We start from the raw sequence: 26,331 nt of genomic DNA, 5'->3' as shown, positions 1-26,331 counted from the left end.
CATGGGCCGGGAGCCGGGACACACCCCCCACGGGAAGGACGCGCCGACCGCCGAGGAGGTGCACGCCTACCTGCGGGACCATCCCGACTTCCTGGTCCATCACGGCGATCTGGTCCACCACCTGACCCCGCCGTCCCAGGACCGCGGTCGCGGGGTGGTGGATTTGCAGGCCTACATGGTCGAGCGGCTGCGCGGCGAGGTCCGCCTGCTGAAGGACCAGCAGCGCGAGCTGATCGGCACCTCGCGCGCCAACATGAACAGCCAGAACCGCATCCACGCGGCGGTGCTGTTCCTCCTCGACGCGCAGAGTTTCGAGCAGCTCATCCAGACCATCACCACCGATCTGGCGGTGCTGCTCGACCTGGACGTCGCCTGCCTAATCGTCGAGTCGAACGGCCACGACACCCCGCATGTCCAGACCTCCGGCGTGCGGGTGGTCGAGCCGGGGACCGTCGACCGCTGGCTGGGCAAGGCCGACGTGGCGCTGAACGCCGACATCCAGGGCGACCCGGAGCTGTATGGCCCCGGCGCCGGGCTGGTCCGGTCGGAGGTTCTGATCCGCCTCCAGGTGTCCAGCGAGACGCCGGACGGCATGCTGGCCTTCGGCAGCCGCGAGCCGGACAGCTTCCACAGCGGCCAGGGCACCGAACTGGTCGGCTTCCTCGCCCGCGTGGTCGAGCGGGTGATCCGCGGCTGGCTCGAACTGCCGGCCTGAACCGCAAGAGCGCATGACCGGAAAACAGAACCCCGTCCTCGGCTTCGCCGCCCAGCCCGACGTGCAGGACACGCTGGTCCATTGGCGCCGCTGGATGGAGAGCGAGCGCAACGTCTCGCCCCACACGCTGACCGCCTACATCGGCGACGTCGCGACCTTCCTGGAGTTCATCACCGGTTATCAGGCCAAGCCACCGTCGATGAACGACCTTGCCGCGCTGACCGTCACCGACTTCCGCTCCTGGCTGTCCCACCTCGCCATGAAGGGGATCGGCTCCAACAGCCGGTCGCGCGCCCTGTCGTCGGTGCGCAACCTGTTCCGCTGGCTGGACCGCGACGGGCGGCTGCACAACCCGGCGATCAACACCTTCTCCGGCCCGCGCATCAAGCGCCCGGCGCCGAAGCCGCTGACCGTGCTGGACGCCGACCGGCTGTTGGAGGAATCGGAGAAGGAGCCGGACGAGCCGTGGGTCGGCAAGCGCGACCGGGCGCTGTTCACGCTGCTCTACGGCTGCGGCCTGCGCATCTCGGAGGCGCTGAACCTGACGCGCCGCGAGGCGCCGCTGGGTGAGACGCTGCGCGTCACCGGCAAAGGCAACAAGGAGCGGATCGTGCCGGTGCTGCCGGCGGTGACGGAGGCGGTGCGGGCCTACATGGACGCCTGCCCCTACAAACAGGGTCCGGAGGCGCCGCTGTTCGTCGGGGTGCGTGGCGGGCAGCTCGCTCCGGCCATCGCGCAGCGGCGGATGCGCGATCTGCGCCGCCTGATGGGGCTGCCGGAGACCGCGACGCCGCACGCGCTGCGGCACAGCTTCGCCACGCATCTGCTGGCGGACGGCGGCGACCTGCGGGCGATCCAGGATTTGCTGGGCCACGCCTCGCTGTCCACGACGCAGCGCTACACCGACGTGGAGAGCGAGCAGCTGATGCAGGTGTACCGCTCGGCGCACCCGCGGGCGAAGAAGACGCCGTAAAGTTCGGAGGGTGAGAGGTGCTTTGCCCCCTCCCCGGCCCTCCCCCGCTTCGCAGGGGAGGGAGAGGAGAAAGACGCGCCTTAGATGTGCAGGGCGCGGCCGTCCACGGCGAGGGCGGCTTCCTTGGTCACTTCCGACAGGGTCGGGTGGGCGTGGCAGGTGCGGGCGATGTCCTCGGCGGACGCGCTGAACTCCATCGCCACGGCCAGTTCGCCGACCATCTCCGACACGTTCGGTCCGACCATGTGGACGCCCAGCACCTTGTCGGTGCGCGCGTCGGCCAGGATCTTCACGAAGCCGTCGGTGGTGCCGCTGGCGCGGGCGCGGCCGTTGGCGGTGAAGGGGAACTTGCCCGCCTTGAAGGCGACGCCGGCGGCCTTCAGCTCTTCCTCGGTCTTGCCGACCGCGGCCACTTCCGGCCACGTGTAGACGACGCCGGGGACGAGGTCGTGGTTGACGTGGCCCGCCTGGCCGGCCAGCAGCTCGGCGAGCGCAACGCCCTCCTCCTCGGCCTTGTGGGCCAACATCGGGCCTTCGACCACGTCGCCGATGGCGTAGATGCCCGGCACGTTGGTCTCGAAATGCTTGCCGATCTTCACGCGGCCGCGGTTGTCCATCTCCACGCCGACGGTGTCGAGGCCCAGGCCGTTGGTGTAGGCGCGGCGGCCAATGGCGACCAGCACGACGTCGGCCTCGATCTCTTCGGCGGTGCCGCCGGCGGCGGGCTCGACCGACAGGGTGACGCCGGTGTTGGTGACCTTGGCGCCGGTGACCTTGGAGCCGAGCTTGAAGGTCATGCCCTGCTTGCCGAGGATGCGCTGCATCTGCTTGGACACCTCGCCGTCCATGGTCGGCAGGATGCGGTCCAGGAACTCGACCACGGTGACCTGCGCGCCGAGGCGGCCCCATACCGAGCCCAGCTCAAGACCGATCACGCCGCCGCCGATGACGACGAGGCGCTTCGGCACCTCCGGCAGCTCCAGGGCGCCGGTGGAGGAGACGATCTTCTGCTCGTCGATCTCGATGCCCGGCAGCGGGGTGACTTCCGAGCCGGTGGCGATGACGATGGCCTTCGACGCCGTGATGGTGCCGATGCCCTCGACCTCGACGGTGTTCGGGGCGGTGATGCGGCCGGCACCCTTCAGCCAGGCGATCTTGTTCTTCTTGAACAGGAACTCGATGCCGCCGGTGTTCTCTTTGACGACCTTGTCCTTGTGGGACAGCATGCCCGGCAGGTCCAGCTCGACGCCGCCGACCTTGATGCCGAACTTGGCGAGGCCGTGCTTGGCCTCCTCGTACTTCTCCGACGCGGCGAGCAGCGCCTTGGAGGGGATGCAGCCCACATTCAGGCAGGTGCCGCCCAGCGCGCTGCGCTTCTCGACGCAGGCGACCTTGAAACCGAGCTGCGCCGCACGGATCGCGCAGACATACCCGCCGGGACCGCCGCCAACCACGACGACGTCGAAAGTGCTTTCAGCCATTGGGGGCTTTCCTTCCGCCATTTTTGTGTTTGCCAAAAGCCTTCCCGTCCAGCGGGGAGGGCCGCGCGCCGATTTATGCCGCCGCTCACGCCAACTGGCAACGGGACAGTTCGTCCGGGGGGAGGGATGCCGGGTTGAACGACCGGCATGGGAACTGCCGGAACCCGTGCTGAAAAGGACGGAACCGGGGCTCGCGCCCCGGTCGCATCACACCGAAACGGCGACCAGGAACAGGCGCGGGGCGCCGCCCTGGGCGACGTTCGCCAGGGTGGTGACCTGATTGTTCGCCACATCGTACACATAGGCGGTGCGCCCGCCCGCCCAGTACCAGCCGAGGTTCGGGTTGGGTCCCGCCACGTCCGCGGCCTGGAAAGTGCCGAAGGTCGCCAGGAGCGAGACGTAGTTCAGGCCGGCGTTGCCGCCGCGCAGGGTCAGCTGCTTCACGACGTCGGCGTTGAAGCGGTTCCAGGCGTCCTGGAGGGGCGTGGCGTGAGCCGGCAGGATGCACTTCAGTTCGATGTAGACGTCGTCGGCCACTCCGGCGTTGCGGCGCAGGTAGAAGTCGGCGCGGGCGGCGGCGTTGGCGTTGTTGGAGACTCCCCAGGCCGGGCCGCCGACCGTCGTGTAGGTCAGGTAGGGATTCGCGGCGTTGGTGGACGGATAGGCCCATTCCCGGTCGCAGGTCCAATTGCCCGCGACGTTCAGGAAACCATGTGCGATCTCGGCCTGGAGCCAGCCCTCCCAGCCGCCGCGGATGTTGGCGTTCTGGGCCAGCACCGTGGCCCGCGGGCCATTGATGGTGCCGTTGGCGACGCAGCCCTGGATGGTGGTCAAAAACTGCTGGCAGCGCATGGTGGTGTCTCCTTCCTCGATGCCGGGCCGGACGAAGGTCCGGGCCTCGGCACAGGGACGGTTCCGCGATGCGCGGCGTGAGGATCAGCCGGAGAAGAAATCCAGCAGCGCCCGTGCCGTCTCCTCCGGCGCCTCCTCGGGGATGAAATGGCCGGCGGGCATCACATGGCCCCCGATGGCCGGGGCGTAGCCGCGCCAGATGCCCAGCGGATCGTCGTAGAGACGCCCGACCGCGCTGTTGCGGCCCCACAGGAACAGGGCCGGTCCTTCCACCTTGCGCCCCGCCGCGCGGTCCTCGCGGTCGTGCTCCAGGTCGATGCTGGCGGCGGCGCGGTAATCCTCGCACATCGCATGGACGGTGGCGGGGTCGCGGAAGGCGGCGCGGTAGGCCTCCATCGCCTCCGGCTCGAAGATGTCGGCGCTGCTGCCGATCGAGCCGAGCACCTGCCCCAGGTAGAAGTCGGGGTCCGACCCGATCAGTCGTTCCGCCAGATTGTTGGGCTGGATCAGAAAGAACCAGTGGTAATAGGCGGTCGCCATGCGCTGGTCGATGCGGGCGAACACCTCCAGCGTCGGCACCACGTCCAGGAAAGCGACGCGCTCGACCCGGTCGGGATGGTCAAGGACGAGCCGGTGGGCCACCCGCGCGCCGCGGTCGTGCCCGGCCAGCCGGAAGCGGTCGAAGCCCAGCGCGGCCATCACCGCCACCTGATCGCGCGCGTTGGCGCGTTTGCAGTAGGTCTCGTGCGCGGAATCGCCCGGCGGCTTCGACGATTGGCCGTACCCCCGCAGGTCGGTCAGCACCACGGTGAAGCGCTCGGCCAGCCGCGGCGCGACCCGGTTCCACAGGGCGTGGCACTGCGGAAACCCATGAAGCAGAAGGAGCGGCGGCCCCTCCCCGCCGACCAGCGTGTGGATCTCGGCGCCGTCGGTGGCGATGCGGTGGCGGGTGAACCCTTCGAACATGCGCGCCCTCCCCTATCCGTTTGAGTGTGGAGAACTGTCCTTCCGCACGGCGAGGCTTCGGAAACCTTTGGCGGGTTTCTCGCGTTTTTCAGCCGATTGTTTTCGACCTCAAGAGGAAAATGCCATGCGTAGCCTGAAGAAGCTCGTCCTTTTCGCCGCCCTGGGTGCCGCCCTGACCACCAGCCTCGCCGCCTGCAACACCGTCGAAGGCATGGGGCAGGACGTGCAGGCGGGCGGCCGCGCCGTGGAGCGCTCGTCGGACAGCGTCCAGAAGAAGATGTGATCGCGTGGCGTGGACGCCCCGGCCGCAAGCCGGGGCGGTCGGCGCCCCGATTTCCGCATCCCAGCGTTCAGCGCTGCATGCGCTTGATGGTGTTGGTCGTGCTCTGGCCGTCCACGAGGTCGGCCAGCACGACCTTTCCGCCGTAGCTCTGCACGAAGCCGGCGCCGACCACCGTGGCGACGGTGTAGTCCGCCCCCTTCACCAGCACGTCGGGCCGCAGGGCGCGGATCAGCTCCTCCGGCGTGTCCTCGCCGAAGATCACCACCAGATCGACGCAGGCCAGCGAGGCGAGCACCGTCGCCCGCGCCGTTTCGGTCTGCACCGGGCGCGTCTCGCCCTTCAGCCGCTTCACCGAGGCGTCGCTGTTCAGCCCGACCACCAGCACGTCGCAGGCGGCCTTCGCCTGGTTCAGCAGCGAAATATGGCCGGGGTGCAGCAGGTCGAAGCAGCCGTTGGTGAAGCCCACCCGCTTGCCGCGGGCGCGCCAGCGCGCCGCCCGCTCCACGGCCTGCTCCAGCGTGTCGACCTTCTCCTCGCCGCTGCGCCATTCCTGCTCGTGCAGGGCGGACAGCAGCTCCGGCGCGCGGACCACCGCGGTGCCGACCTTTCCCACCACGATCCCGGCGGCCAGATTGGCCAGCCGCGCCGCGTCGGTCAGCTCCACCCCCACCGACAGGGCGGAGGTCAGCGTCGCCACCACCGTGTCGCCGGCGCCCGACACGTCGAACACCTCGCGCGCATTGGCCGGCAAATGGGTGGCCCCATCGCGGGTCACCACGGACATGCCGCGCTCGCTGCGCGTGGCGACCACCGCGTCGATGCCGCAGGTTTCCAGCAGGAAGCGGCAGGCGGCCTCGACCTCGGCGTCGCTGTCGGCGGGCATCCCCGTCGCCTGGATCAGCTCCTTGCGGTTGGGCGTGATGACGCTGGCCCCGCGGTAGCGCCCGAAATCGTCGCCCTTGGGATCGACCACCACCGGCACCCCGGCCTCCCGCGCCGCCAGGATGAGCTGCGCCACCAAAGCGTCGGTCAGCACGCCCTTGCCGTAGTCGGACAGGATCACCGCACCCACCGTCAGCAGGCCGGTGCGGGCGGCGACCATCACCTCCTCCTCCGACGCGATGGCGGCGATGGTTTCGGCGTCGGCGCGCAGGAGCTGCTGGCGGCCGCCAATGAAGCGCGTCTTGACCGTGGTCTGGCGCCCCGGCTCGGCGACCAGCCCGCCGCCGTCGCCCGTCTCCTTCGCCACGAGGCGGACCAGCTCCAGCCCCGCCGCGTCCTCGCCCACCACCGACACGAAGCGGCAGCCGGCGCCCAGCGCCATGACGTTGGCGGCCACGTTGCCGGCGCCGCCGAGCATGGCCGTCTCGCGCTCGATCCGCAGAACGGGGATCGGCGCTTCGGGGGACACGCGGTCGACCGACCCGTAGATGAATCGGTCGAGCATGACGTCGCCGACGCACAGCACGCTGGCGCGGGACAGGGAGTCGATGTGACGGGCAAGGTCGCTCATGCCGGTTCTACTACCAATCTTGGAAGTGGCGCGCCAGAGGAGAGCGCAGCCCCGGACGGAGCGCGGCGGTCATTCGAAGGCGTCATTCGAAGGCCGGGACCTCGTGCCGCAGATCGCCGGTGCCCTTGGCGAAGGTCAGGGTCAACTGCCCCTGCAACTCCCGCTCCGCCGCCTCGCCGGTCCCCGGAAGGGAGGGCGGCAGCGGCGGGCTGACCAGGATGCCGGCGGCGGCCAGCGCCTCGCCCAGCGCCGTCGTGCGGTTGGCGGGAACGCAGAAGGCGATGACCGCCATCACGTCGGAGAACAGCGTGTGGTCGACGATCCAGCCGCCGTTGCCGGTGATGCCGTCGGTCGTCGCCATCAGCGCGGCGGTCCGGTCGGTCTGCAAAACCGCTTCGAATCTCAGGATGGACATGGCCTGCCCTCCATTTCGGGCTGCTCGGAGGTTCCAGTATGGACCCCCGGCACCGCGCCCTCAACCGGACAAAACCCCGCACCGGCCCGGCACCGGCTGGGCAATCACGGCGGCCTGCCCTATCTTCCGGCATCCCCTGCATCCGGACATCCCTCCCATGCCCCTGCCCTCCGTGACGCGCAGCCTGTCGGCCAAGCTGCTGGTGCTGACCGTGCTGTTCGTCCTGCTGGCCGAGGTGCTGATCTACACGCCGTCCATCGCCCGCTACCGCCTGACCTATCTGGAGGAGCGGCTGGCCGCCGCCCATCTCGCCGCCCTGTCGGTGGAGGCGACGCCGGACATGATGGTGGCGATGGAGCTTCAGAACGAGCTGCTGGCCCATGTCGGCGCCCACGCGGTGGAGCTGATCCGGCCGGACAGCCGCGTCTACATGCTGTCCCGCTCCATGCCGCCGACGGTGGACGCCGTCTTCGACCTGCGCGCCGCCATGGCGCCGCGGCTGACCGCCGACGCCTTCATGGCGCTGGCCCAGCGGCGGGACCGGGTGATCCGGGTGATCGGGCCGTCGCCCAAGGACCCCGCCTTCCAGGTCGACATGGTGATGGACGAGCGGCCAATGATCCAGGCGATGATCGACTTCTCGGGCCGCATCCTGGCGCTGTCGGTGGCGATCTCGCTGATCGCGGCGGTTCTGGTCTTCGTCTCGCTGACCCAGCTGCTGGTGCGGCCGATGCGCCGCCTGACCGAGGGGCTGGTCGCCATCCGCCGCGACCCGGACGGCACCCCGCCCTTCCAGCCGAGCGCCCGCACCGACGAGATCGGCGTGGCGGAGCGCGAACTGGCCGACATGCAGGCCACCATCCGCAGCGCGCTGCGCCAGCGGGAACGGCTGGCCGCGCTGGGCACCGCGGTCGCCAAGATCAACCACGACCTGCGCGCCATCCTGTCGACCGCCGCCCTGCTGTCGGAGCGGCTGGCCGAGAGCGCCGATCCGGAGGTGCGGCGGGTCACGCCGCGGCTGATGGCCTCCATCGACCGGGCGGTGGAGCTGTGCGGCCAGACGATGACCTACACCCGCGACGGCCTGCTGCCCCTGGCGCGGACCGCGGTGCCGCTGCGCCCGCTGGTCGAGGAGGCCGGGACCACCGCGCTGGCCGCCCTGCGCCCGGATGTCGTGCGCCCGGACGGGGAACGGGTGGAGCTGCGCTGGAACAACCGGGTGCCGGAGGGGCTGACCGTCCGCGCCGACGCCGCCCAGCTCTCCCGCGCGCTGGTCAATCTGGGGCGCAACGCGGCGCAGGCGGGGGCCGGAGCGGTGACGGTGATGGTGGAGACGCGGCCCGGCGGCGGGCTGCTCCTGCTGGTGAGCGACGACGGGCCGGGCCTGCCGCCGCGGGCGCGGGACAACCTGTTCCAGCCCTTCGCCGGCTCCGCGCGAGCGGGCGGCGTCGGGCTGGGCCTCGCCATCGCGCGGGAGGTGCTGCGCGCCCATGGCGGCGACCTGCGGCTGGTGGAGAGCACCGCGGCGGGCACCGTCTTCGCGCTGGAGCTTCCCCCGGGGATCGTCGTGGAGGAAGCCGGCCGGGTGGGCGAAATGCCCACATCGGATTCGCCCATCCCGGATTGATTTCCGGCGCCCGCTCCACCAGAATTCGCGGCACGGTCAACCCGTCGGCTTCCCGCCGGGCGCACGCCCCGCGCGGGACCGGCAGCGAAGGAAGGGAACGGGACTTTGGAAGGCACGGGCAAGTGGATCACCGGGGGGATCCTGGGCTTCATGGCATTCATCGGCCTGCTGGCGGCGTCGCGCGCGGCGGACACGGCGTTCTATTATGGCGGCTGGCTGCTGGCCATCGGCTGCATCGGGACGATCTTCATGATGGTCACAAAGCACTACAACCACATGGACGAGCAGATCGCCCGCCAGCGCGAGCAGGAATAACCCCCAAACCCCTTCAACCGGTGGAGACCGGGCATGCCGTGGGACCCCGAACAATACGCACGGTTCGAGTCCTGGCGCCGCCGCCCGGCCCACGACCTTGTGGCGGCCCTGCCCTCGCTGACCCCGCGGACGGTGGTCGATCTCGGCTGCGGGGCCGGGCAGCTCGCCCGCCGGCTGGCCGAACGCTGGCCGGAGGCCGAGGTGCTGGGGGTGGACAATTCCCCGGCCATGCTGGAACGCGCGCGGACCACGCCGTCCCGCGTGCGCTGGCTCCAGGCCGACCTGCGCGACTGGCGCCCCGATCGGCCGGTCGATCTGCTGATCTCCAACGCCGCCCTGCAATGGCTGGACGGGCACGAACGGCTGTTTCCGGACCTGCTGCGGGCGCTGGCCCCCGGCGGGGTGCTGGCCGTGCAGATGCCCCGCAACTTCGACGCGCCCTCGCACCGCCTGTTGTACGAGACGGCGGCGGACGGCCCCTGGGCCGAGCGGCTGGCCCCGGTCCTGCGCACCGCCCCGGTGCACGCGCCCGACGTCTATTACGGCTGGCTCGCCGCGCTCACCCGTCGCCTGGACCTCTGGGAGACGGAGTATCTCCAGGTCTTGGAAGGCGACGACCCGGTTCTGGAATGGACGCGCGGCACGACGCTGCTGCCCGTCCTGGACACGCTGGCGGGCGCGGAGCTGGACGCCTTCCTGGCGGCCTACCGCGCCCGGCTGAACGCCGCCTATCCCCGGCGCCCCGACGGCCGCACGCTGTTTCCCTTCAAGCGACTGTTTCTGGTGGCGCGGATCTAGGCGGGCAGCCTTTTGCAAGGCGTCACGAGGCCGGTCGGGGTTGCTTCGCGGCGGTGAGGATGTTCGCCACGCCCACCGCGTTCATCCCGGCGCGGGCGCCGATGGCCGACAGCGATTCGCCGTGCTGCGCCTCGATGTTGGCGGCCTTGAGCGCCTGGATGGCCTTGTCGGCGTCCAGCCCGAAGACCGGCGCCACCGTCGCCAGCGGGGCGTTCGCCACCGCCCGCATCATCGCGCCGGGGCCGCCGGTGGAGGCCGGCGTCCCAGTCATCGCCGTAAAGACCAGCGAGCCGGCAACGCTGACCACGAAGGCCGACAGCGCCACGTTGCGCTTGAAGTACTGAAGGAAGGCCGTCCAGTTGCGCGCCAGATGCCACAGGCCGATGGCGGAGAAGCCGACGCTGAGCCATTCGTGGGAGAAGCGCACCAGATTGCCGTTCCAGTGCAGCAGCAGCATGATTCCCGTCACCGTGGAGACGACGAACAGGACGATGGTCACCGGCGTGACGATCTGCCGGGTGATGGTGGAGGTGAGAGAGGGCATGGAGGACGGCTCGCGGGTTGAACGGAATGCGGCCAAAATGGGGCCCGATTGTAACCACTTGATGTCCCGCGCCGCCGCCGAACGTTACAGAGTGTAACGGCGCCCATCGTCGCCCGCACGCTTGACCGCCCCGCCCCACGGTCCAGATGACTGCGTGATCGTGGTGCAACCATCGGGGCTTCCGGTTCATGGGCACGCAGGAGCAGCCGGAAGCATGGCGCGACGAGAACGAGGAGCGCCTGCGCGCCTTCATCGAAAGCGCGCCCCGCAAGATGTGGATCGCCCGGCCTGACGGGACGGTCGAGTTCTTCAACCGTGAATGGCGCGACTACACCGGACAAAGCGGCACCGAGGGCATGCTGAACTGGCGGGAGGTCGTCCACCCCGCCGACCGCCCGCGCCTGGACGAGGTGCGCGGCCGGGCGGTTCCCCTGGGCCAGCCCTACGACGTCCAGGTCCGGCTGCGGCGGCGGAGCGACGGGAAGCACCGCTGGCACATCGGGCGGGTGTCCCCCGTCCATCTGCATGGTCGCTTGATCGCCTGGATCGGGGCCGCAACGGACATCGACAACCGCGTCCGCGCCGAGGCCGCCCTGCGCGAGAGCGAGGCCAACTTCCGCACCATGGCCAACGCCATCCCGCAGCTCGCCTGGATGCGCGATCCCGCCGACTACAGCATCTGGTACAACCAACGCTGGTTCGACTTCACCGGCACCTCGATGGAGCAGATGCAGAACGACGGCTGGTGGACGGTGATCCATCCCGACCACGCCGACCTGATGCTGGAGGCCGTCACCGCCGCGCGGGCGGAGGGCCAGCCTTGGGAATACACGGCACCGTTGCGCCGCCGCGACGGCGTGTACCGCTGGCACCTGTTCCGCGCCGTGCCCATCCGCGACGAAGCCGCCGGCACCATCACCCGCTGGTTCGGCACCAGCACCGACATCAACGAGCAGCGCGAGGCGCAGGAGCGCCAGCGATTGCTGACCCAGGAGGTCAGCCACCGGGTGAAGAACAGTCTGGCGCTGGTGGCGGCGCAGCTCTCACTCCAGGCCCGCGCGTCGGACAACGACGACGCCCGCAGCGTCCTGATGGACGCCTACAGCCGCGTTCTGACCATCGCTGGGGTGCACGACCATCTGTGGCGGCAGTACGACGCGAGCTTCATCGACATGTCCGGCTTCCTGCACGGCCTCTGCCGGAAGCTCCAGGAAACCGCGCCGGGCCATGACCTGAGCTTCACCGGCGACCGGGTGATCGTGCCGACCGATCAGGCCGTCCCCATCGGTCTGGTGGTCAACGAACTGGTGACCAACGCTTTGAAATACGCCTATCCCGGCGACCGCGGGGGGCCGATCCGCGTGACCCTGCGCCGGGACGGCGAGGACGCGATGATCCTGGAGGTGATGGACCAGGGCGTCGGGCTTCCCGCCGGCTTCGACCTGTCGGCGCCGACGAAGAGCCTCGGCATGCGGTTGCTGGTCAACACCGTCCGGCAGATCAACGCCACGGTGGACGCCGAACGCCTCGATCCGGGAACCCGCTTCGCCGTCGCCATTCCGGTCGGGCGGGGGTGACTTACGCCTTCTCGATGTAGGCCAGCAGCGGTTCCCAGTCGGCGCGGTGCTCGGCGGCGCGCTTGCCGGTCAGGTCGAACAGGCTGAGGCCGGAGGCCGCGGCGTCGGCGTAGATCTGGCTGTCGCGCAGGCGGGTCACCACGCTGTGCCCGACCCCGCCGAGGAACTGGTCCAGCCGGTCCGCCGCCTTGGTGCGGGCGCGCAGGCGGTTGCCGACCACCGCCACCGACTTGCGGTTCTTGGCGATCGACTTCAGCTCCTCCAGCTTGCCGAGGAAGCGCTGCGTGGCCTGCTCGTCGAAGGCGCTGGGCAGCACCGGCAGCACGACGACGTCGGCCATCCGCACCAGATCCTCGATCTGCTTGGTCTTCAGCGCGGCCGGCGCGTCGATGACGAGGCGCTGGATGCCCTTCGGCGCGTCGGACAGGTCCTTCGCCCAGTCCAGACCGACCAGGGCGGAGGCCGTGGCCGGGCGGCGGGCCAGCCAGCCGAGCGAGGAGCGCTGGCGGTCCACATCGGCCAGCGCCGTGCTGTGACCCGCGGCGGCGCAGGCCGCGGCGAGATGGGTGGCGATCGTGGTCTTGCCGCAACCGCCCTTGATGTTGGCGACGAGGATGGTCCGCATGGGCGGGAAGATTACCCCTCCCGGTCGGGCTTTGACCAGAAGGCTTTCGCGTCGGCGAACTCCTTCCACAGGTCGCGCAGTGCCGGTTCGGACTCCGCGACGCCGCGGGCGTGCCAGCCGATGACGATGCCGGCGGCGCGCGGCTCGCCCGGCTCGGGGCGGCTGCCGTCGTCGTGCAGCTCGTGCAGCAGGCGCGTCGCCGTCGCCACGTCGTTCAGGTGGCCCAGCGCGTCCTGGAAGGCCGACAGGTCCTGGATGTAGCGGCGGGCCGGCTTGTCGTCGTAGAGGCTGCGGAAGAACTCCGCCGCGTAGCGCAGCTTCTTCAGGGCGATGCGCAGCTCGTGCCGCTCGGTCACCGACAAGCTCGCGAAGCCGTGGCCAGCACGGCGGGCCTTCTTGGCACGGCGCGACAGCAGATGGTCGGCCAGATCCTCCACCGGGTCGAACAGCCGGGCGGAATGCTCGCTGACCGGCTGGTCGCGCCAGCCCCGCGACTCGACCCAGGCCCCGAACTTCAGCAGGAAGGTGGTGTAGCGCTCGGACCGGATGGCCGCGCGCACCCCTTCGTAGGCGCGGTCGCGGCGCGCGCGCGCCGCGGCGGCGAGCGCGTCGATGTCCTCCTGGAGCGGCTTGCCGTGGCCGTCGGCGCGGTGGAAGGAGTCCTTCACCGGCTCCAGCAACTCGGCCAGGAAGACGTCCCAGTCGCGCGCCGGTCCGAGGCTGCCACCCAGCCACTTCACCTCGCCGACCAGCCAGGCGTAGGAGTCGGCGGGGATGAAGTGCTTGAACAAAGCGAGCGCCGAGCGCAGGCGGCGCAGCGCCACGCGCATCTGGTGGACGCCTTCCGCATCCTCGCCGACCAGGGTGACGGCCTCGTTGGCCAGCATGTGGCCGATGCAGGAGCGCAGGATGCGGGCCAGCGCGCCTTCCACCGTGGTGTCGGGGTCAAGCTCCAGCTTGCCCGCCTTGACCACCTTGTCCACCGTGCCATCGGCGAGCGCATAACCGCGCTCCGCCTTGGTGCGCGGGTCGAGCCTCAGCGGGGCGGCCTGGGCCAGCTCCAGCGCCAGATCGTAGAGGGCGGCGGCGGAGCCTTCGAGAAGCTCCAACTCCACCTCCGACACCGGGATGGAGGCGCCGTCGGGGCTGCGGATCTCGCCGCTGTCGAAGGCGACCTCGATGCGGCTGGCGGCGTCGCCCTCGCCCATCGTCACCACGCGCACGGTGCGCTGGATGAGCGTGGTGAACAGCGGTTGCAGCTCCGCCGCGCTGATCGAGCCCAGCAGGTCCAGCGCCTCCTGCGATTCAATGGCCGACAGGTCGGGGGCCGGTCCGGCGACCGGATGCTCCCACTCCGCCCGGCCAAGCTCGCCGTGCTCCGCCGCGCCCTTCACGGTCTGGAGATACTGGTTGCCGACCTTGCGCACGCGCAACGTCACCAGCCGCCCGGCCAGACGCCGGTCGGCGGTGTCGTAATAGGTGCTTTCCAGGGTCTTGGTGCCGGCTTTTCCCTTGGCACGGGATGCGACCGCCGGGCAGGACCGGAGCTTCGCCATGTCTTCGGCCCTGACGGCCAGCTTCAGCTCGGTTTCCTGGTTGGACTCCGCTTCGACCACCATTCGTGCCCCGTCGTTTCCGGTGGGTCCCCGTTTTGCACAGGCCCCAGCCACGGTCAAGTTACAGAACCATGACGCTTTTGTTGCAGTCCCCGCAATCAGGGGTCCGTCTTTTCCAACACCAGGAGCTTGGACATGTAGGCCAGCGACGTCTCGCGCAGGCGCAACCCGGCGGCGGCGAACAGGGCGGGCAGGTCGTCGCGGGCGTAATGGGCGTAGAAGGGCTCGTGAAAGGACTGCGGGAAGCGGTCGATCAGCCCGTCCATCATCGGGTTGTCGCCGTACTGCACGCTGTCCATGAAGACCAGGATGCCGCCGGGCTTCAGCACGCGGGCCATCTCGGCGGCGGCCTGGGCGCGGATCTTTGGCGGCAACTCGTGGAACAGGTAGATGCAGGTCACGATGTCCTGCGACCCGGTGGCCAGCGGGATCGCCTCCGCCGCCGCCTGGACCAGCGCGCTGCTGCGCGCCCAGGGGGCAAGGTTGCGCCGCGCCTCGCGCAGATAGGCTGGGGAGAGGTCGAGCGCGGTGACCGGCAGGCGCGGGTGGTTGTCCTTCACGAAGGTCAGGAAGCGCCCCGTCCCGGCGGCCACGTCGAGCAGGCGGCAGTCGGCGCTCCGACGCGTTTTCAGATGCTCAAAGATGGGCACCAGGACCTGGCGGCGCATGGCGTCGGCGCCGCCGCCGAACAGCACCTCCACCTGATGGTCGTAGAGGCGGGCGCTCTCCTCGGTCAGGTAGCCGCCGGTCTGGTAATGGAAGTTCTGACGGTAGTAGGCGGGCAGCCCCCCGCTGCCGGGCGGTGGGTTGGCGCGCACCTCCACCGCCGCGTGGTCGCGGCGGCGGCGCGACACCTCCGGCACGTCGCGAAAGAAGGCTGCGGCCTCGGTCAGCAGCCGGCGCGGGTCGGGCAGCAGATCGTGCGGCAGGCGGTAGTAGCCCGCCTCGATGTTGGCGAGGTCGCGGGCCAGCAGGGCGCGCAGTTCCTCCAGAATCGCGCGGGTGCCGGGCACCGGACGCCCGCCGGGCGGCGTGGTCCGCGGCGGTCCGGTGATCCGCCGGCCGATCCGCGCGGCCATCATGTACTGGCCGAGGAACCAGGCGACGCGGGCGGACTGGCTGGCCGCGTAAGCCAGCCGGGGGGCCAGCCGGGAAGCCAGTTGGGCGGAGGACGGCGGGGTGATCCTGTTCATGGGGATAGAGATGGGATCGGCGATCCCGCCCGCCCAGAGCCCCGTCTTTTCGCCGCATGGGGCAACCGGTCGCCCACGCGGGCCGTTGCAAAGCGGGCGCCCCTGTGCTGGATTGCCCGACAAAAGTTCAACCCGTAGGGACAGCAGCCATGACCGAGTTCAACACCATCGACGACCTCGACGTGAACGGCAAGACGGTGCTGGTGCGTGCCGACCTCAACGTCCCGATGCAGGACGGCAAGGTCTCCGACACGACCCGCATCGACCGTCTGGCGCCGACTCTGACCGAGCTGGCGAAGAAGGGTGCGAAGGTCGTGGTTCTGTCGCACTTCGGCCGCCCGAAGAACGGTCCGGACACCAAGAACTCGCTGCGCAACGTGCTGGAGGCGCTGAGCACCGCCGTCGGCCAGACCGTCGCCTTCGGCGAGGATTGCGTCGGCGACAAGGCCAAGGCCGCCATCGACGGCGTGCAGCCGGGCGCCATCGTGCTGCTGGAGAACACCCGCTTCCACGCGGAAGAGGAAAAGAACGACCCGGCCTTCGCCAAGCAGATCGCCGCTCTCGGCGACCTCTACGTCAACGACGCCTTCTCCGCCGCGCACCGCGCCCACGCCTCGACCGAGGGCGTCGCCCAGTATCTGCCGGCCGCCGCGGGCCGCCTGATGCAGGCCGAGCTTGAGGCGCTGACCAAGGCGCTGGAGAAGCCGGAGCGCCCGGTGGCCGCCGTCGTCGGCGGCGCCAAGATCTCCACCAAGCTGGACCTGCTCGGCAACCTCGTGAAGAAGGTCGACATGCTGGCGCTGGGCGGCGGCATGGCCAACACCTTCCTCTTCGCCCAGGGCGTGGATGTCGGGGCCTCGCTCTGCGAGAAGGACATGGCCGATCAGGCCCGCGCCATCATGGAGACCGCCAAGGCCGCCAACTGCGAGCTTCTGCTGCCCAAGGACTTCATCGTCGCCAAGGAATTCAAGGCCGGTGCGGCCAACCGCGCCGTCCCGGCGGACGGCATCGGCGCCGACGAGATGGCGCTCGACGTCGGCCCCAAGACGGTCGAGTTCCTCGGCCTGAAGCTCCAGGGGGCGAAGACGGTGGTGTGGAACGGCCCGCTGGGCGCCTTCGAGATCCAGCCCTTCGACGCCGGCACCAACGCCGTCGCCGGCCTCGTCGCCGAGCGCACGTCGGAAGGCGGCCTGCTGTCGGTGGCCGGCGGCGGCGACACCGTGTCGGCGCTGGCCCACGCCGGCGTGGAGGAGAAGTTCACCTACATCTCCGCCGCCGGCGGCGCCTTCCTGGAGTGGCTGGAAGGCAAGGACCTGCCGGGCGTCGCCGCGCTGAAGAAGAAGTAAGGGTTTGGGGGAATGGGTGGGTGGTCGGGACGGGCCCCCACCCTTCCCGCTGCGCGGGCCCCTTCCCTCCCCCGCTGCGCGGGAGAGGGAGATTTAGTCCCCTCCCCTGCGAAGCGGGGGAGGGCTAGGGAGGGGGCAAGAACCTCCCCTCCCTAACACGTTACAGCGGCCGCCGCGCCTTCAGCGCCGCGGTCAGCGTCCCATCGTCCAGATAGTCCAGCTCCCCGCCCACCGGCACGCCGTGGGCCAGACGGGACACGGAAACCCCGCTGCCGGACAGGCGGTCGGTCACCACATGGGCGGTGGTCTGCCCGTCCACCGTGGCGTTCAGCGCCAGGATCACCTCGGTCACCGCCGGGTCCTTCGCGCGCTCCACCAGGGACGGGATGTTCAAATCGTCCGGCCCCACCCCCTGCAAGGCCGACAGCGTGCCGCCCAGCACATGGTAGGTGCCGTGGAAGGCGCGCGTGCGCTCCAGCGCCCAGAGGTCGCCGGCATCCTCCACCACGCAGATGGTCGAGCGGTCGCGGCTGTGGTCGGAACAGACGGAGCAGGGATCGCGGCTGTCCAGGTTGCCGCAGACCGAGCAGTTGCGGATGGCCTCCGCGGCGAGCGCCATGGATTCGGACAGCGGCACCAGCAGGCTGTCGCGGCGCTTCATCAGGTGCAGCGCCGCCCGCCGCGCCGACCGCGGCCCCAGCCCCGGCAGCTTGGACAGGAGCTGGATCAGGCGCTCGATTTCAGGTCCGATCATTCACGGCTTCGTTGGCACGGCTTCGTTGAAACGGCTTCGTGGATTTCAAAGGGCGGCCGGGCCGCGTTCGACCCGGCCATAGCAACTCAGAACGGCAGCTTCATGCCCGGCGGCAGCTTCATCCCGCCCATCAGGTTCTGGGTCTCGTTGGCGACGTGCTGCTCCACCTTGGCCTTGGCGTCGTTGAAGGCGGCGATGATCAGGTCCTCCAGGACCTCGATGTCCTCCGGATCGACGATCGACTTGTCGAGCTTGATCTTCTTCATCTCGCCCTTGCCGTTGACCGTGACGTTGACCATGCCGGCGCCCGACTGGCCGGTCATCTCGACCTCGCCCAGGCGGGCCTGCATCTCCTGCATCTTGGCCTGCATCTGCTGGGCCTGCTTCATCATCTGGCCGAGGTTCTTCATGGGTCAGAAATCTCCTTCATCGTCGAGCGGGTAATAAACCCCGTCGTCCTGCTGCATGACCATAAGGTCGGGATTCTCCCCGTCATCCGCAACCTGGGGCTCGGCCTCGACCGCCGCCTTGAGGTCGCGGACATCGGTGATCTTCGCGCCGGGAAAGGCGTCCAGAACGGCGCGCACCACCGGATGCGCCTCCGCCTCCTCCAGAGCGCGCCTCTGGGCGGCCTGCTCCTGCTGGATCAGCGTCGGCTCGCCCGGCGCGTCCGAGACGATGACGACCCAGCGCTGGCCGGTCCATTCCGTCAACAGTTGGCCGACGCGATTCGGCAGGGTCGACGGGGCCAGAGTCGTCAGGCGCAGTTCCAGCCGCCCCGGCTCCAGGCGCACCAGATGGACGCTGCCGGTCAGATGGCCGTAGAGCGCGCCCTCGCGCTTCTCGGCAAAGACCTGGACCAGCGTGCGGAAGTCGCGCGGCATCGCCACGCGCTCCTCGTCCGCCACGGCGACGGCCGGCACGGGCTGGGGAGACGGCTGCGGGCTCGGCTGGGCCTGGGCGACGGCGCGCACGGCGGAGCCGCCAATCGCCACCGGCCCACCACCGGGACCGCGCGGGGCGCCACCGCCGCCTTGTCCACCACCTTGTCCACCCTGCCCACCGCCATTCTGCAAATTCTGGAACTGGCGGATCAGGTCGCCCGGAGTCGGCATATCGGCGGCGTAGGACAGCCGCACGATCACCATCTCCAGCGCCTGCTGCGGCACCGGGGCCGCCTGGACCTCGCCCAGCCCCTTCAGCAGGAGCTGCCACGCGCGGGTCAGCGCCGGCATGCCGAGCTTCGCCGACAGGGCGGCGCCGCGGGTGCGCTCCGCCTCCGGCAGGCCGGGATCGTTGGCGCTGTCCGGCACGACCTTCAGCCGCGTCAGATTGTGCACGAGGTCGAGAAGGTCCTGGAGGATCACCACCGGATCGGCGCCGACGCGGTGCAGGTCGGACAGCAGGTCCATCGCCTCCGCCGGCTTGGCCGAGACGGCGGCCTCGAACAGGTCGATCACCTTGCTGCGGTCGGCCAGACCCAGCATGTCGCGCACCTGCTGCGCGGTCACGGTCCCGGCGGCCAGCGCGATGGCCTGGTCGAGCAGCGACAATCCGTCGCGCACCGACCCGTCGGCGGCGCGCGCGATCAGCGCGGCGGCGTCCGGCTCGATCCCCGCCCCCTCCAGCCCGGTGACGCGGGTGAAGTGCTCCTTCAGCACCTGGGCGTCGACGCGCCGCAGGTCGAAGCGCTGGCAGCGCGAGAGCACCGTCACCGGCACCTTGCGGATCTCGGTGGTGGCGAAGACGAACTTCACATGGGCCGGCGGTTCCTCCAGCGTCTTCAAAAGCGCGTTGAACGCGCTCTTGGAGAGCATGTGGACCTCGTCGATGATGTAGAGCTTGTAGCGCGCCGAGACGGGGGCGTAGCGCACGCCGTCGATGATCTCGCGGATGTCGTCCACGCCGGTGTGGCTGGCGGCGTCCATCTCCATCACGTCGACGTGGCGGTCCTCGGCGATGGCGCGGCAGTTGTCGCAGACGCCGCAGGGCGTCACCGTCGGCCCGCCGGTGCCGTCCGGCCCGGTGCAGTTCAGCGCGCGGGCGATGATGCGGGCGGTGGTCGTCTTGCCCACGCCGCGCACGCCGGTCAGCATGAAGGCCTGGGCGATGCGGCCCGAATTGATGGCGTTGGTCAGGGTGCGGACGAGCGCGTCCTGCCCGATCAGCTCGGCAAAGCTCTTCGGACGGTATTTCCGCGCCAGCACCCGGTAGGCGAGGCCCCCGGACGTCCCGGAAACGGAAGAGGACATATCGGCAACGGTGGTATCGGTCACGCGGCTGGCCCGGTAATCGGCTTCACGACGGAGCGCAGAATAGCGTCACGGCACGGGGCTGTCGCCGTTTCAATTCGCTGCAGGAATTTATGGGGAAGGGTGGGAGGCTGGACGAACGACCCGAGCCGAAACTCGTTACGGCTGCTTCCTTCCGGACCTGACCGGGTTGGCGAGGGACTCGTCCGCCGCCAGCCTCCCGCGCCTTATATCGGCGATCACGCCGTCCCATGCAAGGCCAATCTGCCGGCTTTCCGTTTGAGGCGGAACGAAAAGCCCCGCGTCCGGCGGAACGCGGGGCTTTTGCCTTATTCCTAGATAAGACCGCTGCGCGTTACTGCGGCAGCGGCGCGGGGCTGTCGGACAGGGAGCGCAGATAGGCGATGATGTTCGCCCGTTCCTGGTCCTTCTTCACGCCGGCGAAGGTCATCTTGGTGCCCGGCGCGTAGGCCTTCGGGTCGTAGAGGAAGTGGTTCAGCTCGTCGTAGTTCCAGGGGCCGGCCTTGCCCTTGATGGCGTCGGAATAGGCGAAGCCGTCCAGATGGCCGTGCGGGGCGCCGACGATGCCGTAGAGGTTCGGGCCGACCTTGTTCGGGCCGCCCTTGTCGAAGCTGTGGCAGGCGGCGCAGGCCTTGGCCGCGGACTGGCCGGCGGCGGCGTCGGCCTTGGCGAGCAGCGGGGCGATCTCGGCGGGGCCGGACGGGGCGGCGCCACCGCTGGGGGCCGGAGCGGCACCGTCCGGCATGGCCACCACATAGCCGGGTTTCTCAGGCGTCTTCGGGTGCACCAGAACTTCCGCGGCGAAGCCGGCCAGCATGGCGATCAGACCCGCCAGCAGCACGGCGCCGAAAATCTTGTTCCACTCCATGCTCATAACGTCTTGTTCCCCTTTTTTGTCGTGCCGCGGGCCCGTCGCCAGGGCTGGCTGGTTCTCCGCCGCACGATAGCGTGACCGCGGCGGCTTGTCACCGCTTCGGCCCCCTCCCTTGCCACAGGAATATCGGTTCTCCGACTGTTGGCTACCTGAATATTGGAGTGACGCCGCTTGACGCAAAGGGCGATCCATGGTTCACCCGCGCCACCTTTCCGACGCGACAGGGGGCCGTTCCATCATGAACGCCGACATGAACGCCAGCGCAGACACCCGGGGCACGGCGAACCCGCCGCCCTCGAATCCCATCGTGGTCATTCCCGCCCGCATGGCCTCCACCCGCCTGCCGGGGAAGCCGCTGGCCGACATCGGCGGAGCGCCGATGATCGTGCAGGTGTGGCGCCGCGCCATGGAGGCGGAGATCGGCCCGGTGGTGGTCGCCTGCGCCGAGCCTGAGATCGCCGCGGCGGTGGAGGCGGCGGGCGGCACCGCCGTGCTGACCCGGCCCGACCATCCCTCGGGCTCCGACCGCATCTTCGAGGCGGTCAGCCTGCTCGACCCGGAGGGAAAGTACGACGCGGTGGTGAACGTGCAGGGCGACCTGCCCACCATCGAGCCGGCGGTGGTCCGCGCCGCCTTCGCCCCGCTGTCCGACCCGCAGGTGGACATCGCCACCCTGGTGGTCGAGATCACGCGGGAGGAGGAGCGCACCGACCCCAACGTGGTGAAGGCCGTCCTGGAGCTGCCGCCCGGCGCCCGGCGGGGCCGCGCCCTCTATTTCAGCCGCGCCACCGCCCCGTGGGGCGACGGGCCGCTGTTCCACCACATCGGGCTGTACGCCTACCGCCGCGCCGCGCTGGAACGCTACGTCCGGCTGCCGCCCTCGGCGCTGGAGCAGCGGGAGCGGCTTGAGCAGCTCCGCGCGCTGGCCTTCGGGATGCGCATCGACGCCGCCGTCGTTGACGCGGTTCCGCTCGGCGTCGATACTCCCGCCGACCTGGAGCGCGCCCGCGCGATCCTCGCCAAGCGCACCTCCCTTTAAAAGAAGACCTCCCGATGACGACCTCGAACGTGATCGCCTTCCAGGGCCTGCCCGGCGCCTATTCGGACCTGTCCTGCCGGACGGTCTTTCCGGAGATGACGACGCTGCCCTGCGCCACGTTCGAGGACGCCTTCGCCGCCGTGCGCGAGGGGCGGGCGGCGCTCGCCATGATCCCGGTGGAGAACTCCATCGCCGGGCGCGTGGCCGACAACCACCATCTGCTGCCCGAGGGCGGCCTGCACATCATCGGCGAGCATTTCCAGCGGGTGAACCACCAGCTCCTCGCCCCCAAGGGCGCGACGCTGGCCGGGCTGAAGACGGTGCGCAGCCACATCCAGGCGCTGTCCCAGTGCCGCAACATGACGCGGGAACTCGGGCTGACGGCGATCTCCCACGCCGACACCGCGGGCGCCGCCGCGGAGATCGCCAAGCTGGGCGACCCGCAGCACGCCGCCATCGCTTCGTCGCTGGCTGCGGACATCTACGGTCTGGACATCCTGAAGGGCGGCATCGAGGACGCGGAGCACAACACCACCCGCTTCCTGATCCTGTCCCGCGACCCGAAGACCCCCCCGCTGCCCGCCGAGGGGACCGGGGCCAAAGTCATCACCACCTTCGTCTTCCGCGTGCGCAGCGTGCCGGCGGCCCTCTACAAGGCGCTGGGCGGCTTCGCCACCAACGGCATCAACATGACGAAGCTGGAAAGCTACATGGTGGGCGGGCACTTCACCCAGACCCAGTTCTACGCCGACGTGGAGGGCCATCCGGAGGAGCGCTCCCTGCGTCTGGCGCTGGAGGAGTTGGCCTTCTTCGCCCGCGCCGGCGAGGTGAAGATCCTGGGCGTCTACCCCGCCAATCCCTTCCGCTATCAGGAAAGCCAGCGCATCGGCGAGGATTGAGGAAAGGGGCGAGCAGCGCTTGCCCCCACCCTTCCCACGGCTTCGCCGCGGGCCCCTTCCCTCCCCCGCTATCGCAGGAGAGGGAGCTTGATCCCCTCCCCTGCGATAGCGGGGGAGGTTTTAGGGAGGGGGCAATGACCGAGGGGGCACGCGACCCGCCGTCTCCCTCACTCCCCCTCGGCGATCCATTCGTCGATCAGGCGGCGGGCGATGCTGTCGGGGCGGGCGAGGCGGAACGCCTCGCTGGGCGTGAAGGTCCGCAGAAACTCGCGGTCGAACCAGTGGGCCGTCTCCAACTCCTCCAGGTCCGTCTGGATGTCCAGCGTCACCGCCCGCGCGCTGAAGCCCAGCATCAGCGAGGACGGGAAGGGCCAGGGCTGGGACGAGTGGTAGCGGATGTCGGTGACCTCCAGCCCTACCTCCTCCAGCACCTCGCGCCTCACGCTGTCCTCCAGGCTTTCGCCCGGCTCGACGAAGCCGGCCAGCACCGAATGCATGCCCGGCGGGAAGCGGGAGTTGCGGCCCAGCACCATGCGCCCGGCCCCGTCATGGATCAGCATGATCACCGCCGGGTCGGTGCGCGGGAAATGGTGGGTGGCGCAGTCCGGGTTGGTGCAGACGCGCACATGCCCGCCCTCGGCACCCGCCGCGACCGAGCCGCAGACGCCGCAGAAGCGGTGCCGGGCGTTCCACCAGGTGATGCCGCGGGCGTAGGCGCACAGCCCGGCCTCCGTCGCCTCCATCACGGGGCCGACGGCGCGCAGGTCCTCGAAGCGGCCGAGCCCGGCCAGGGCCGGATGATCCTCCGGCGCTTCCAGGCCGGTCAGGTCCACGGTGAAGTGCGGAACGCCGTCCAGCAGGCCGAGGAAGACCGGCTCCACGCCCCAGTCGCCACCACAGGCGACGGCGACCGCGCGGGCCGAGTCGGCGTCGCCGGTCACGAAGTTGCGCGATTTCGCCACGGGCAGCAGGCGCGCGGTCGGCGAGGCCCAGGCGTCTTTCAGCCAGTCCTTGTCCTTGCGGCGCACCCCGGCGCGGTCGAGCGGGATACCGGCATAGGCGTTCGGGCGGGCGTTCGGGCGGTCGGATGGGGAGGAGCGGTCGTGCATGGCGAAGAGGCTGCCACAAGCCCGCGGAACGGGGAAGCGGCGTCCCGCGCAACCCTCCTCCTTCATTGATGGTTTGCGCCGACGGAACGCCCGACTAGGATGCCGCCCTCGTCCCAACCACGCGCGATCCGGCGGAGCGACCATGACCGAACCCTGCCCCACCCCCCTGGTGACCCTGGCGGAGCGTCTGGCCGACGCCTCCGGCCCGGTCATCCGCCAGTATTTCCGCACGCCGGTGGCGGTGGACGACAAGGCCGACGCCTCCCCCGTCACCATCGCCGACCGCGAGGCGGAGCGGACCATCCGCGCCATCATCGAGGCCGAGCGCCCCGACGACGGCATCTATGGCGAGGAGTTCGGGACGAAGAACCTGGACGCCGAATGGGTCTGGGTGATCGACCCCATCGACGGCACCAAGTCCTTCATCACCGGCCGCCCGATCTTCGGCACGCTGATCGCCCTGCTGCAACGCGGGCGCCCGGTGCTCGGCGTCATCGACCAGCCCATCGTCCAGGACCGCTGGCTGGGCGTCGAGGGCCGCCCGACCCTGTTCAACGGCCAGCCGGCCAGTGTGCGCGCCTGCGCCGGGGGGCTGGCCGCGGCGACGCTGGGCACCACCTCCCCCGACCTGTTCCCCGGAGCGGACCAGGACGCCTTCCGCCGGGTGGCGGGGACGGCCAAGGTGTCGGTCTATGGCGGCGACTGCTACAGCTACGGCCTGCTGGCGGCGGGCTATTACGACCTCGTCGTCGAATCGGGGCTGAAGCTCTACGACTTCGCGGCGCTGGTGCCGGTGGTGACCGGAGCCGGCGGGCTGATGACCGATTGGGACGGCCAGCCGCTCGACGCCACCTCCAACGGGCGCGTGGTCGCCGCGGGCGACGCCCGCACCCACCGCGAGACGCTGGCCGCCCTGGCCGGCTGAGACAGGAGAACCACGCCCATGGCCACCATCGCCACGCCCGCCCGCTCCGTCTTCGAGACCTCGCCGGAGAAGCTGCGCCCCTTCCTGCACTCTCTGGCCGGCCGGGTGTCGGGCGGGGCGAACTGGATGGTCCGCAAGAAGACGGTCTGCGACCTGCTGCTGGGGCTGGACGCCTTCTTCGCCCTGCCGGCGGAGGAACGCCGCACCCTGATGGGCGCCGGGGACGACGCCGCCTCCCACGGCAGCCAGGACGGCACCGGGCCGGAGGACTTCCGCAACGTCCTGCCGCTCTATGTCGGGGCGATCCTGGAGGGGCTGAAGGAGGAGGCCGTGACGCAGCCGGAGCAGGCGGCGATCTACATGCTGTCCATCCACCCGGAGCACCAGATGGCCGCGGAGGAATGGATGCTCGCCGACCCGCGCAACGGCAAGGCGGTGCGCCGGATGATGCGGTCCGACCGCCGCTACCGTCAGCTCATGGAGCGTATGGCCGACCACTGGAAGAAGACCCGCGCCGGTCAGGGCAGCAGCGAGACGGCCAGCAGCCCCAGGTAGATGCCGATGAACAGGCCGAGGACGATGCCGTAATCCTCGTCGGTCATCGGGTTGGAATCGGGGTCGAACTGCCGCATGATATACTCCCTGTGCGTCAACGGGTGTTCAGAATAACCGTTGACGCCCGCGAAGTTCCCGCGACAAGGCCGTGACTTCCGCCGGGTGGGGCTGGGTTGGGGGTGAACATCCCCATAAAAAACGGACCGCGCCGGAGGGGCACGGTCCGCTGAGTCGGGAGGGACCCGAAGGGAAAGGGTCAGGAAGGGCTCAGGTGGCAAAGGCTCAGGTGGAAGGCCGGGCCTCGCCGGTGATGGCCGGTTTGGGCGGCATCTCCTCGGCCAGCGCGCGGTAGGCCAGCCCGCCGAGCAATCCGCCGACCAGCGGCGCCACCCAGAAGGCCCAGAGCTGTTGCAGCGCCCAGCCGCCGACGACCAGCGCCGGCCCCGTGCTGCGCGCCGGGTTCACCGACGTGTTGGTGACCGGGATGCTGATGAGGTGGATCAGCGTCAGCGCCAGACCGATGGCCAGCGGCGCGAAGCCCGCGGGCGCCCGCCGGTCGGTGGAGCCCAGGATGACGATCAGGAACATGAAGGTCAGCACCACCTCGATCAGCAGGCCGGAGGTGAGGTTGTACGCGCCCGGCGAATGCTCCCCGTACCCGTTGGCGGCCAGCCCCTTGGCGGCCAGCGACCAGTCGGCCTTGCCGGTGGCGATGACGTACAGCACCACCGCCGCCAGGAAGGCGCCGACGACCTGCGCGATGACGTAGGGCAGGATGTCCTTGGCCGGGAAGCGCCCGCCCGCCCACAGCCCCACCGTGACCGCCGGGTTCAGGTGGCAGCCGGAAATGTGGCCGACCGAGTAGGCCATGGTCAGCACGGTAAGCCCAAAGGCCAGGGAGACGCCGGTCAGCCCGATCCCGACCTCCGGGAAGGCGGCGGACAGCACGGCGCTGCCGCAGCCGCCGAAGACCAGCCAGAAGGTGCCGAGAAACTCCGCGCTCGTGCGCCGGACCATCGACATGTCACCACCTCGTCGGGCTTGCCGCATTTCCGCCTTTTTTG

27 protein-coding genes and 1 other RNA gene are annotated in these 26,331 nt (G+C 70.0%); 12 read left to right on the top strand and 16 right to left on the bottom strand.

The window, feature by feature from the left end:
* Nucleotide 1: 1 nt before the first annotated feature.
* Entirely contained in the window at nt 2-715 is a 714-nt protein-coding gene (locus ACWPN7_RS20930) for a DUF484 family protein (protein WP_038526230.1), read from the top strand.
* A gap of 13 nt (nt 716-728) precedes the next feature.
* A complete protein-coding gene (locus ACWPN7_RS20925) occupies nt 729-1,688 on the top strand; it encodes a tyrosine recombinase XerC (RefSeq protein WP_137115023.1) in 960 nt (319 codons plus the stop codon).
* A gap of 80 nt (nt 1,689-1,768) precedes the next feature.
* Here ACWPN7_RS20925 and lpdA read toward each other — a convergent pair whose 3' ends face one another.
* The 3 genes from lpdA to ACWPN7_RS20910 all read right to left on the bottom strand — a co-directional run bounded on the left by lpdA (nt 1,769) and on the right by ACWPN7_RS20910 (nt 4,987).
* A complete protein-coding gene (gene lpdA, locus ACWPN7_RS20920) occupies nt 1,769-3,169 on the bottom strand; it encodes a dihydrolipoyl dehydrogenase (RefSeq protein WP_456524187.1) in 1,401 nt (466 codons plus the stop codon).
* A gap of 207 nt (nt 3,170-3,376) precedes the next feature.
* The gene (locus ACWPN7_RS20915; RefSeq protein WP_038526222.1) at nt 3,377-4,021 is read right to left on the bottom strand and encodes a hypothetical protein; all 645 of its coding nucleotides are present in this window, start codon (nt 4,019-4,021) and stop codon (nt 3,377-3,379) included.
* 84 nt (nt 4,022-4,105) lie between these two features.
* A complete protein-coding gene (locus tag ACWPN7_RS20910) occupies nt 4,106-4,987 on the bottom strand; it encodes an alpha/beta fold hydrolase (RefSeq protein WP_103039263.1) in 882 nt (293 codons plus the stop codon).
* A 124-nt stretch (nt 4,988-5,111) separates the two neighbouring features.
* On the opposite strand from ACWPN7_RS20910, the gene ACWPN7_RS20905 reads away from it, so the two are divergent.
* Nucleotides 5,112-5,270: an entericidin A/B family lipoprotein gene (locus tag ACWPN7_RS20905; protein WP_038526216.1), complete on the top strand. Its 159-nt coding sequence runs from the start codon at nt 5,112-5,114 to the stop codon at nt 5,268-5,270.
* 67 nt (nt 5,271-5,337) lie between these two features.
* On the opposite strand, the gene rfaE1 is transcribed toward ACWPN7_RS20905, so the two are convergent.
* Both rfaE1 and ACWPN7_RS20895 read right to left on the bottom strand, forming a co-directional pair.
* On the bottom strand, nt 5,338-6,783 hold the full coding sequence (gene rfaE1 / locus ACWPN7_RS20900; RefSeq protein WP_459195981.1) for a D-glycero-beta-D-manno-heptose-7-phosphate kinase: 1,446 nt from the start codon (nt 6,781-6,783) through the stop codon (nt 5,338-5,340).
* Between the two features lie 82 nt (nt 6,784-6,865).
* A complete protein-coding gene (locus ACWPN7_RS20895) occupies nt 6,866-7,198 on the bottom strand; it encodes a hypothetical protein (protein ID WP_038526210.1) in 333 nt (110 codons plus the stop codon).
* A gap of 157 nt (nt 7,199-7,355) precedes the next feature.
* Between ACWPN7_RS20895 and ACWPN7_RS20890 the strand changes: the two genes are divergently transcribed.
* The 3 genes from ACWPN7_RS20890 (at nt 7,356) to ACWPN7_RS20880 (ending at nt 9,938) form a co-directional block, all read left to right on the top strand.
* A complete protein-coding gene (locus ACWPN7_RS20890; RefSeq protein ID WP_459195982.1) occupies nt 7,356-8,825 on the top strand; it encodes a sensor histidine kinase in 1,470 nt (489 codons plus the stop codon).
* 150 nt (nt 8,826-8,975) lie between these two features.
* Nucleotides 8,976-9,140: a hypothetical protein gene (locus ACWPN7_RS20885; protein ID WP_160174793.1), complete on the top strand. Its 165-nt coding sequence runs from the start codon at nt 8,976-8,978 to the stop codon at nt 9,138-9,140.
* A gap of 33 nt (nt 9,141-9,173) precedes the next feature.
* Nucleotides 9,174-9,938: a methyltransferase domain-containing protein gene (locus ACWPN7_RS20880; protein WP_451992758.1), complete on the top strand. Its 765-nt coding sequence runs from the start codon at nt 9,174-9,176 to the stop codon at nt 9,936-9,938.
* A gap of 22 nt (nt 9,939-9,960) precedes the next feature.
* Here the strand turns inward: ACWPN7_RS20880 and ACWPN7_RS20875 are convergent, their stop codons facing one another.
* Complete coding sequence (locus ACWPN7_RS20875) at nt 9,961-10,482, bottom strand: DUF4405 domain-containing protein (protein WP_174452408.1); 522 nt, start codon at nt 10,480-10,482, stop codon at nt 9,961-9,963.
* Nucleotides 10,483-10,670: 188 nt separating this feature from the next.
* Here ACWPN7_RS20875 and ACWPN7_RS20870 point away from each other — a divergent pair, with 188 nt between their 5' ends.
* Nucleotides 10,671-12,059: a sensor histidine kinase gene (locus ACWPN7_RS20870; RefSeq protein ID WP_349618830.1), complete on the top strand. Its 1,389-nt coding sequence runs from the start codon at nt 10,671-10,673 to the stop codon at nt 12,057-12,059.
* Nucleotide 12,060: 1 nt separating this feature from the next.
* On the opposite strand, the gene ACWPN7_RS20865 is transcribed toward ACWPN7_RS20870, so the two are convergent.
* The 3 genes from ACWPN7_RS20865 to ACWPN7_RS20855 form a co-directional block, all read right to left on the bottom strand.
* A complete protein-coding gene (locus ACWPN7_RS20865) occupies nt 12,061-12,684 on the bottom strand; it encodes a nucleotide-binding protein (RefSeq protein ID WP_014239415.1) in 624 nt (207 codons plus the stop codon).
* Nucleotides 12,685-12,695: 11 nt separating this feature from the next.
* The gene (locus ACWPN7_RS20860; protein WP_459195983.1) at nt 12,696-14,303 is read right to left on the bottom strand and encodes a CYTH and CHAD domain-containing protein; all 1,608 of its coding nucleotides are present in this window, start codon (nt 14,301-14,303) and stop codon (nt 12,696-12,698) included.
* Nucleotides 14,304-14,398: 95 nt separating this feature from the next.
* Nucleotides 14,399-15,493 (bottom strand): class I SAM-dependent methyltransferase, encoded by a 1,095-nt coding sequence (locus ACWPN7_RS20855; RefSeq protein ID WP_459195984.1) that lies wholly within the window; start codon nt 15,491-15,493, stop codon nt 14,399-14,401.
* A gap of 149 nt (nt 15,494-15,642) precedes the next feature.
* On the opposite strand from ACWPN7_RS20855, the gene ACWPN7_RS20850 reads away from it, so the two are divergent.
* Nucleotides 15,643-16,839, top strand: a complete 1,197-nt coding sequence (locus tag ACWPN7_RS20850; protein ID WP_459195985.1) for a phosphoglycerate kinase — start codon at nt 15,643-15,645, stop codon at nt 16,837-16,839.
* A gap of 160 nt (nt 16,840-16,999) precedes the next feature.
* On the opposite strand, the gene recR is transcribed toward ACWPN7_RS20850, so the two are convergent.
* From recR to ACWPN7_RS20825, 5 genes are all read right to left on the bottom strand, one after another.
* Nucleotides 17,000-17,593 (bottom strand): recombination mediator RecR, encoded by a 594-nt coding sequence (recR, locus tag ACWPN7_RS20845; RefSeq protein ID WP_014239410.1) that lies wholly within the window; start codon nt 17,591-17,593, stop codon nt 17,000-17,002.
* 86 nt (nt 17,594-17,679) lie between these two features.
* The gene (locus tag ACWPN7_RS20840) at nt 17,680-18,003 is read right to left on the bottom strand and encodes a YbaB/EbfC family nucleoid-associated protein (protein WP_014239409.1); all 324 of its coding nucleotides are present in this window, start codon (nt 18,001-18,003) and stop codon (nt 17,680-17,682) included.
* Between the two features lie 3 nt (nt 18,004-18,006).
* Nucleotides 18,007-19,869 (bottom strand): DNA polymerase III subunit gamma/tau, encoded by a 1,863-nt coding sequence (locus ACWPN7_RS20835; RefSeq protein WP_459195986.1) that lies wholly within the window; start codon nt 19,867-19,869, stop codon nt 18,007-18,009.
* A gap of 99 nt (nt 19,870-19,968) precedes the next feature.
* Nucleotides 19,969-20,066, bottom strand: an RNA gene (gene ffs, locus ACWPN7_RS20830) — signal recognition particle sRNA small type.
* A gap of 134 nt (nt 20,067-20,200) precedes the next feature.
* Nucleotides 20,201-20,740, bottom strand: coding sequence for a c-type cytochrome (locus ACWPN7_RS20825; protein WP_014239407.1), 540 nt, complete (start codon nt 20,738-20,740; stop codon nt 20,201-20,203).
* 250 nt (nt 20,741-20,990) lie between these two features.
* Here ACWPN7_RS20825 and ACWPN7_RS20820 point away from each other — a divergent pair, with 250 nt between their 5' ends.
* Nucleotides 20,991-21,779 (top strand): 3-deoxy-manno-octulosonate cytidylyltransferase, encoded by a 789-nt coding sequence (locus ACWPN7_RS20820; RefSeq protein WP_051658053.1) that lies wholly within the window; start codon nt 20,991-20,993, stop codon nt 21,777-21,779.
* Between the two features lie 14 nt (nt 21,780-21,793).
* The gene (locus tag ACWPN7_RS20815; RefSeq protein ID WP_459195988.1) at nt 21,794-22,678 is read left to right on the top strand and encodes a prephenate dehydratase; all 885 of its coding nucleotides are present in this window, start codon (nt 21,794-21,796) and stop codon (nt 22,676-22,678) included.
* A 167-nt stretch (nt 22,679-22,845) separates the two neighbouring features.
* On the opposite strand, the gene nudC is transcribed toward ACWPN7_RS20815, so the two are convergent.
* Nucleotides 22,846-23,787: an NAD(+) diphosphatase gene (gene nudC, locus ACWPN7_RS20810; RefSeq protein WP_459195989.1), complete on the bottom strand. Its 942-nt coding sequence runs from the start codon at nt 23,785-23,787 to the stop codon at nt 22,846-22,848.
* 142 nt (nt 23,788-23,929) lie between these two features.
* Between nudC and hisN the strand changes: the two genes are divergently transcribed.
* Nucleotides 23,930-24,712: a histidinol-phosphatase gene (hisN, locus tag ACWPN7_RS20805; protein WP_451992775.1), complete on the top strand. Its 783-nt coding sequence runs from the start codon at nt 23,930-23,932 to the stop codon at nt 24,710-24,712.
* A gap of 18 nt (nt 24,713-24,730) precedes the next feature.
* Nucleotides 24,731-25,267: a hypothetical protein gene (locus ACWPN7_RS20800; RefSeq protein WP_451992777.1), complete on the top strand. Its 537-nt coding sequence runs from the start codon at nt 24,731-24,733 to the stop codon at nt 25,265-25,267.
* Nucleotides 25,268-25,549: 282 nt separating this feature from the next.
* On the opposite strand, the gene aqpZ is transcribed toward ACWPN7_RS20800, so the two are convergent.
* Nucleotides 25,550-26,290: an aquaporin Z gene (aqpZ, locus tag ACWPN7_RS20795; protein ID WP_451992779.1), complete on the bottom strand. Its 741-nt coding sequence runs from the start codon at nt 26,288-26,290 to the stop codon at nt 25,550-25,552.
* Nucleotides 26,291-26,331 lie beyond the last annotated feature (41 nt).

The sequence above is a fragment of the Azospirillum sp. UENF 312511 genome, assembly GCF_058780635.1.
The sequence above is the reverse complement of the archived record's forward strand: the minus strand, read 5'-3'. Positions and strand labels throughout refer to the sequence as shown.

Bases quoted from the DNA above. Each gene is read 5' to 3' on its own strand.
- ACWPN7_RS20930 (WP_038526230.1), top strand. From the start codon at position 2: ATGGGCCGGGAGCCGGGACACACCCCCCACGGGAAGGACGCGCCGACC.
- ACWPN7_RS20925 (WP_137115023.1), top strand. From the start codon at position 729: ATGACCGGAAAACAGAACCCCGTCCTCGGCTTCGCCGCCCAGCCCGAC.
- lpdA (WP_456524187.1), bottom strand. From the start codon at position 3,169: ATGGCTGAAAGCACTTTCGACGTCGTCGTGGTTGGCGGCGGTCCCGGC.
- ACWPN7_RS20915 (WP_038526222.1), bottom strand. From the start codon at position 4,021: ATGCGCTGCCAGCAGTTTTTGACCACCATCCAGGGCTGCGTCGCCAAC.
- ACWPN7_RS20910 (WP_103039263.1), bottom strand. From the start codon at position 4,987: ATGTTCGAAGGGTTCACCCGCCACCGCATCGCCACCGACGGCGCCGAG.
- ACWPN7_RS20905 (WP_038526216.1), top strand. From the start codon at position 5,112: ATGCGTAGCCTGAAGAAGCTCGTCCTTTTCGCCGCCCTGGGTGCCGCC.
- rfaE1 (WP_459195981.1), bottom strand. From the start codon at position 6,783: ATGAGCGACCTTGCCCGTCACATCGACTCCCTGTCCCGCGCCAGCGTG.
- ACWPN7_RS20895 (WP_038526210.1), bottom strand. From the start codon at position 7,198: ATGTCCATCCTGAGATTCGAAGCGGTTTTGCAGACCGACCGGACCGCC.
- ACWPN7_RS20890 (WP_459195982.1), top strand. From the start codon at position 7,356: ATGCCCCTGCCCTCCGTGACGCGCAGCCTGTCGGCCAAGCTGCTGGTG.
- ACWPN7_RS20885 (WP_160174793.1), top strand. From the start codon at position 8,976: ATGGCATTCATCGGCCTGCTGGCGGCGTCGCGCGCGGCGGACACGGCG.
- ACWPN7_RS20880 (WP_451992758.1), top strand. From the start codon at position 9,174: ATGCCGTGGGACCCCGAACAATACGCACGGTTCGAGTCCTGGCGCCGC.
- ACWPN7_RS20875 (WP_174452408.1), bottom strand. From the start codon at position 10,482: ATGCCCTCTCTCACCTCCACCATCACCCGGCAGATCGTCACGCCGGTG.
- ACWPN7_RS20870 (WP_349618830.1), top strand. From the start codon at position 10,671: ATGGGCACGCAGGAGCAGCCGGAAGCATGGCGCGACGAGAACGAGGAG.
- ACWPN7_RS20865 (WP_014239415.1), bottom strand. From the start codon at position 12,684: ATGCGGACCATCCTCGTCGCCAACATCAAGGGCGGTTGCGGCAAGACC.
- ACWPN7_RS20860 (WP_459195983.1), bottom strand. From the start codon at position 14,303: ATGGTGGTCGAAGCGGAGTCCAACCAGGAAACCGAGCTGAAGCTGGCC.
- ACWPN7_RS20855 (WP_459195984.1), bottom strand. From the start codon at position 15,493: ATGAACAGGATCACCCCGCCGTCCTCCGCCCAACTGGCTTCCCGGCTG.
- ACWPN7_RS20850 (WP_459195985.1), top strand. From the start codon at position 15,643: ATGACCGAGTTCAACACCATCGACGACCTCGACGTGAACGGCAAGACG.
- recR (WP_014239410.1), bottom strand. From the start codon at position 17,593: ATGATCGGACCTGAAATCGAGCGCCTGATCCAGCTCCTGTCCAAGCTG.
- ACWPN7_RS20840 (WP_014239409.1), bottom strand. From the start codon at position 18,003: ATGAAGAACCTCGGCCAGATGATGAAGCAGGCCCAGCAGATGCAGGCC.
- ACWPN7_RS20825 (WP_014239407.1), bottom strand. From the start codon at position 20,740: ATGAGCATGGAGTGGAACAAGATTTTCGGCGCCGTGCTGCTGGCGGGT.
- ACWPN7_RS20820 (WP_051658053.1), top strand. From the start codon at position 20,991: ATGAACGCCAGCGCAGACACCCGGGGCACGGCGAACCCGCCGCCCTCG.
- ACWPN7_RS20815 (WP_459195988.1), top strand. From the start codon at position 21,794: ATGACGACCTCGAACGTGATCGCCTTCCAGGGCCTGCCCGGCGCCTAT.
- nudC (WP_459195989.1), bottom strand. From the start codon at position 23,787: ATGCACGACCGCTCCTCCCCATCCGACCGCCCGAACGCCCGCCCGAAC.
- hisN (WP_451992775.1), top strand. From the start codon at position 23,930: ATGACCGAACCCTGCCCCACCCCCCTGGTGACCCTGGCGGAGCGTCTG.
- ACWPN7_RS20800 (WP_451992777.1), top strand. From the start codon at position 24,731: ATGGCCACCATCGCCACGCCCGCCCGCTCCGTCTTCGAGACCTCGCCG.
- aqpZ (WP_451992779.1), bottom strand. From the start codon at position 26,290: ATGTCGATGGTCCGGCGCACGAGCGCGGAGTTTCTCGGCACCTTCTGG.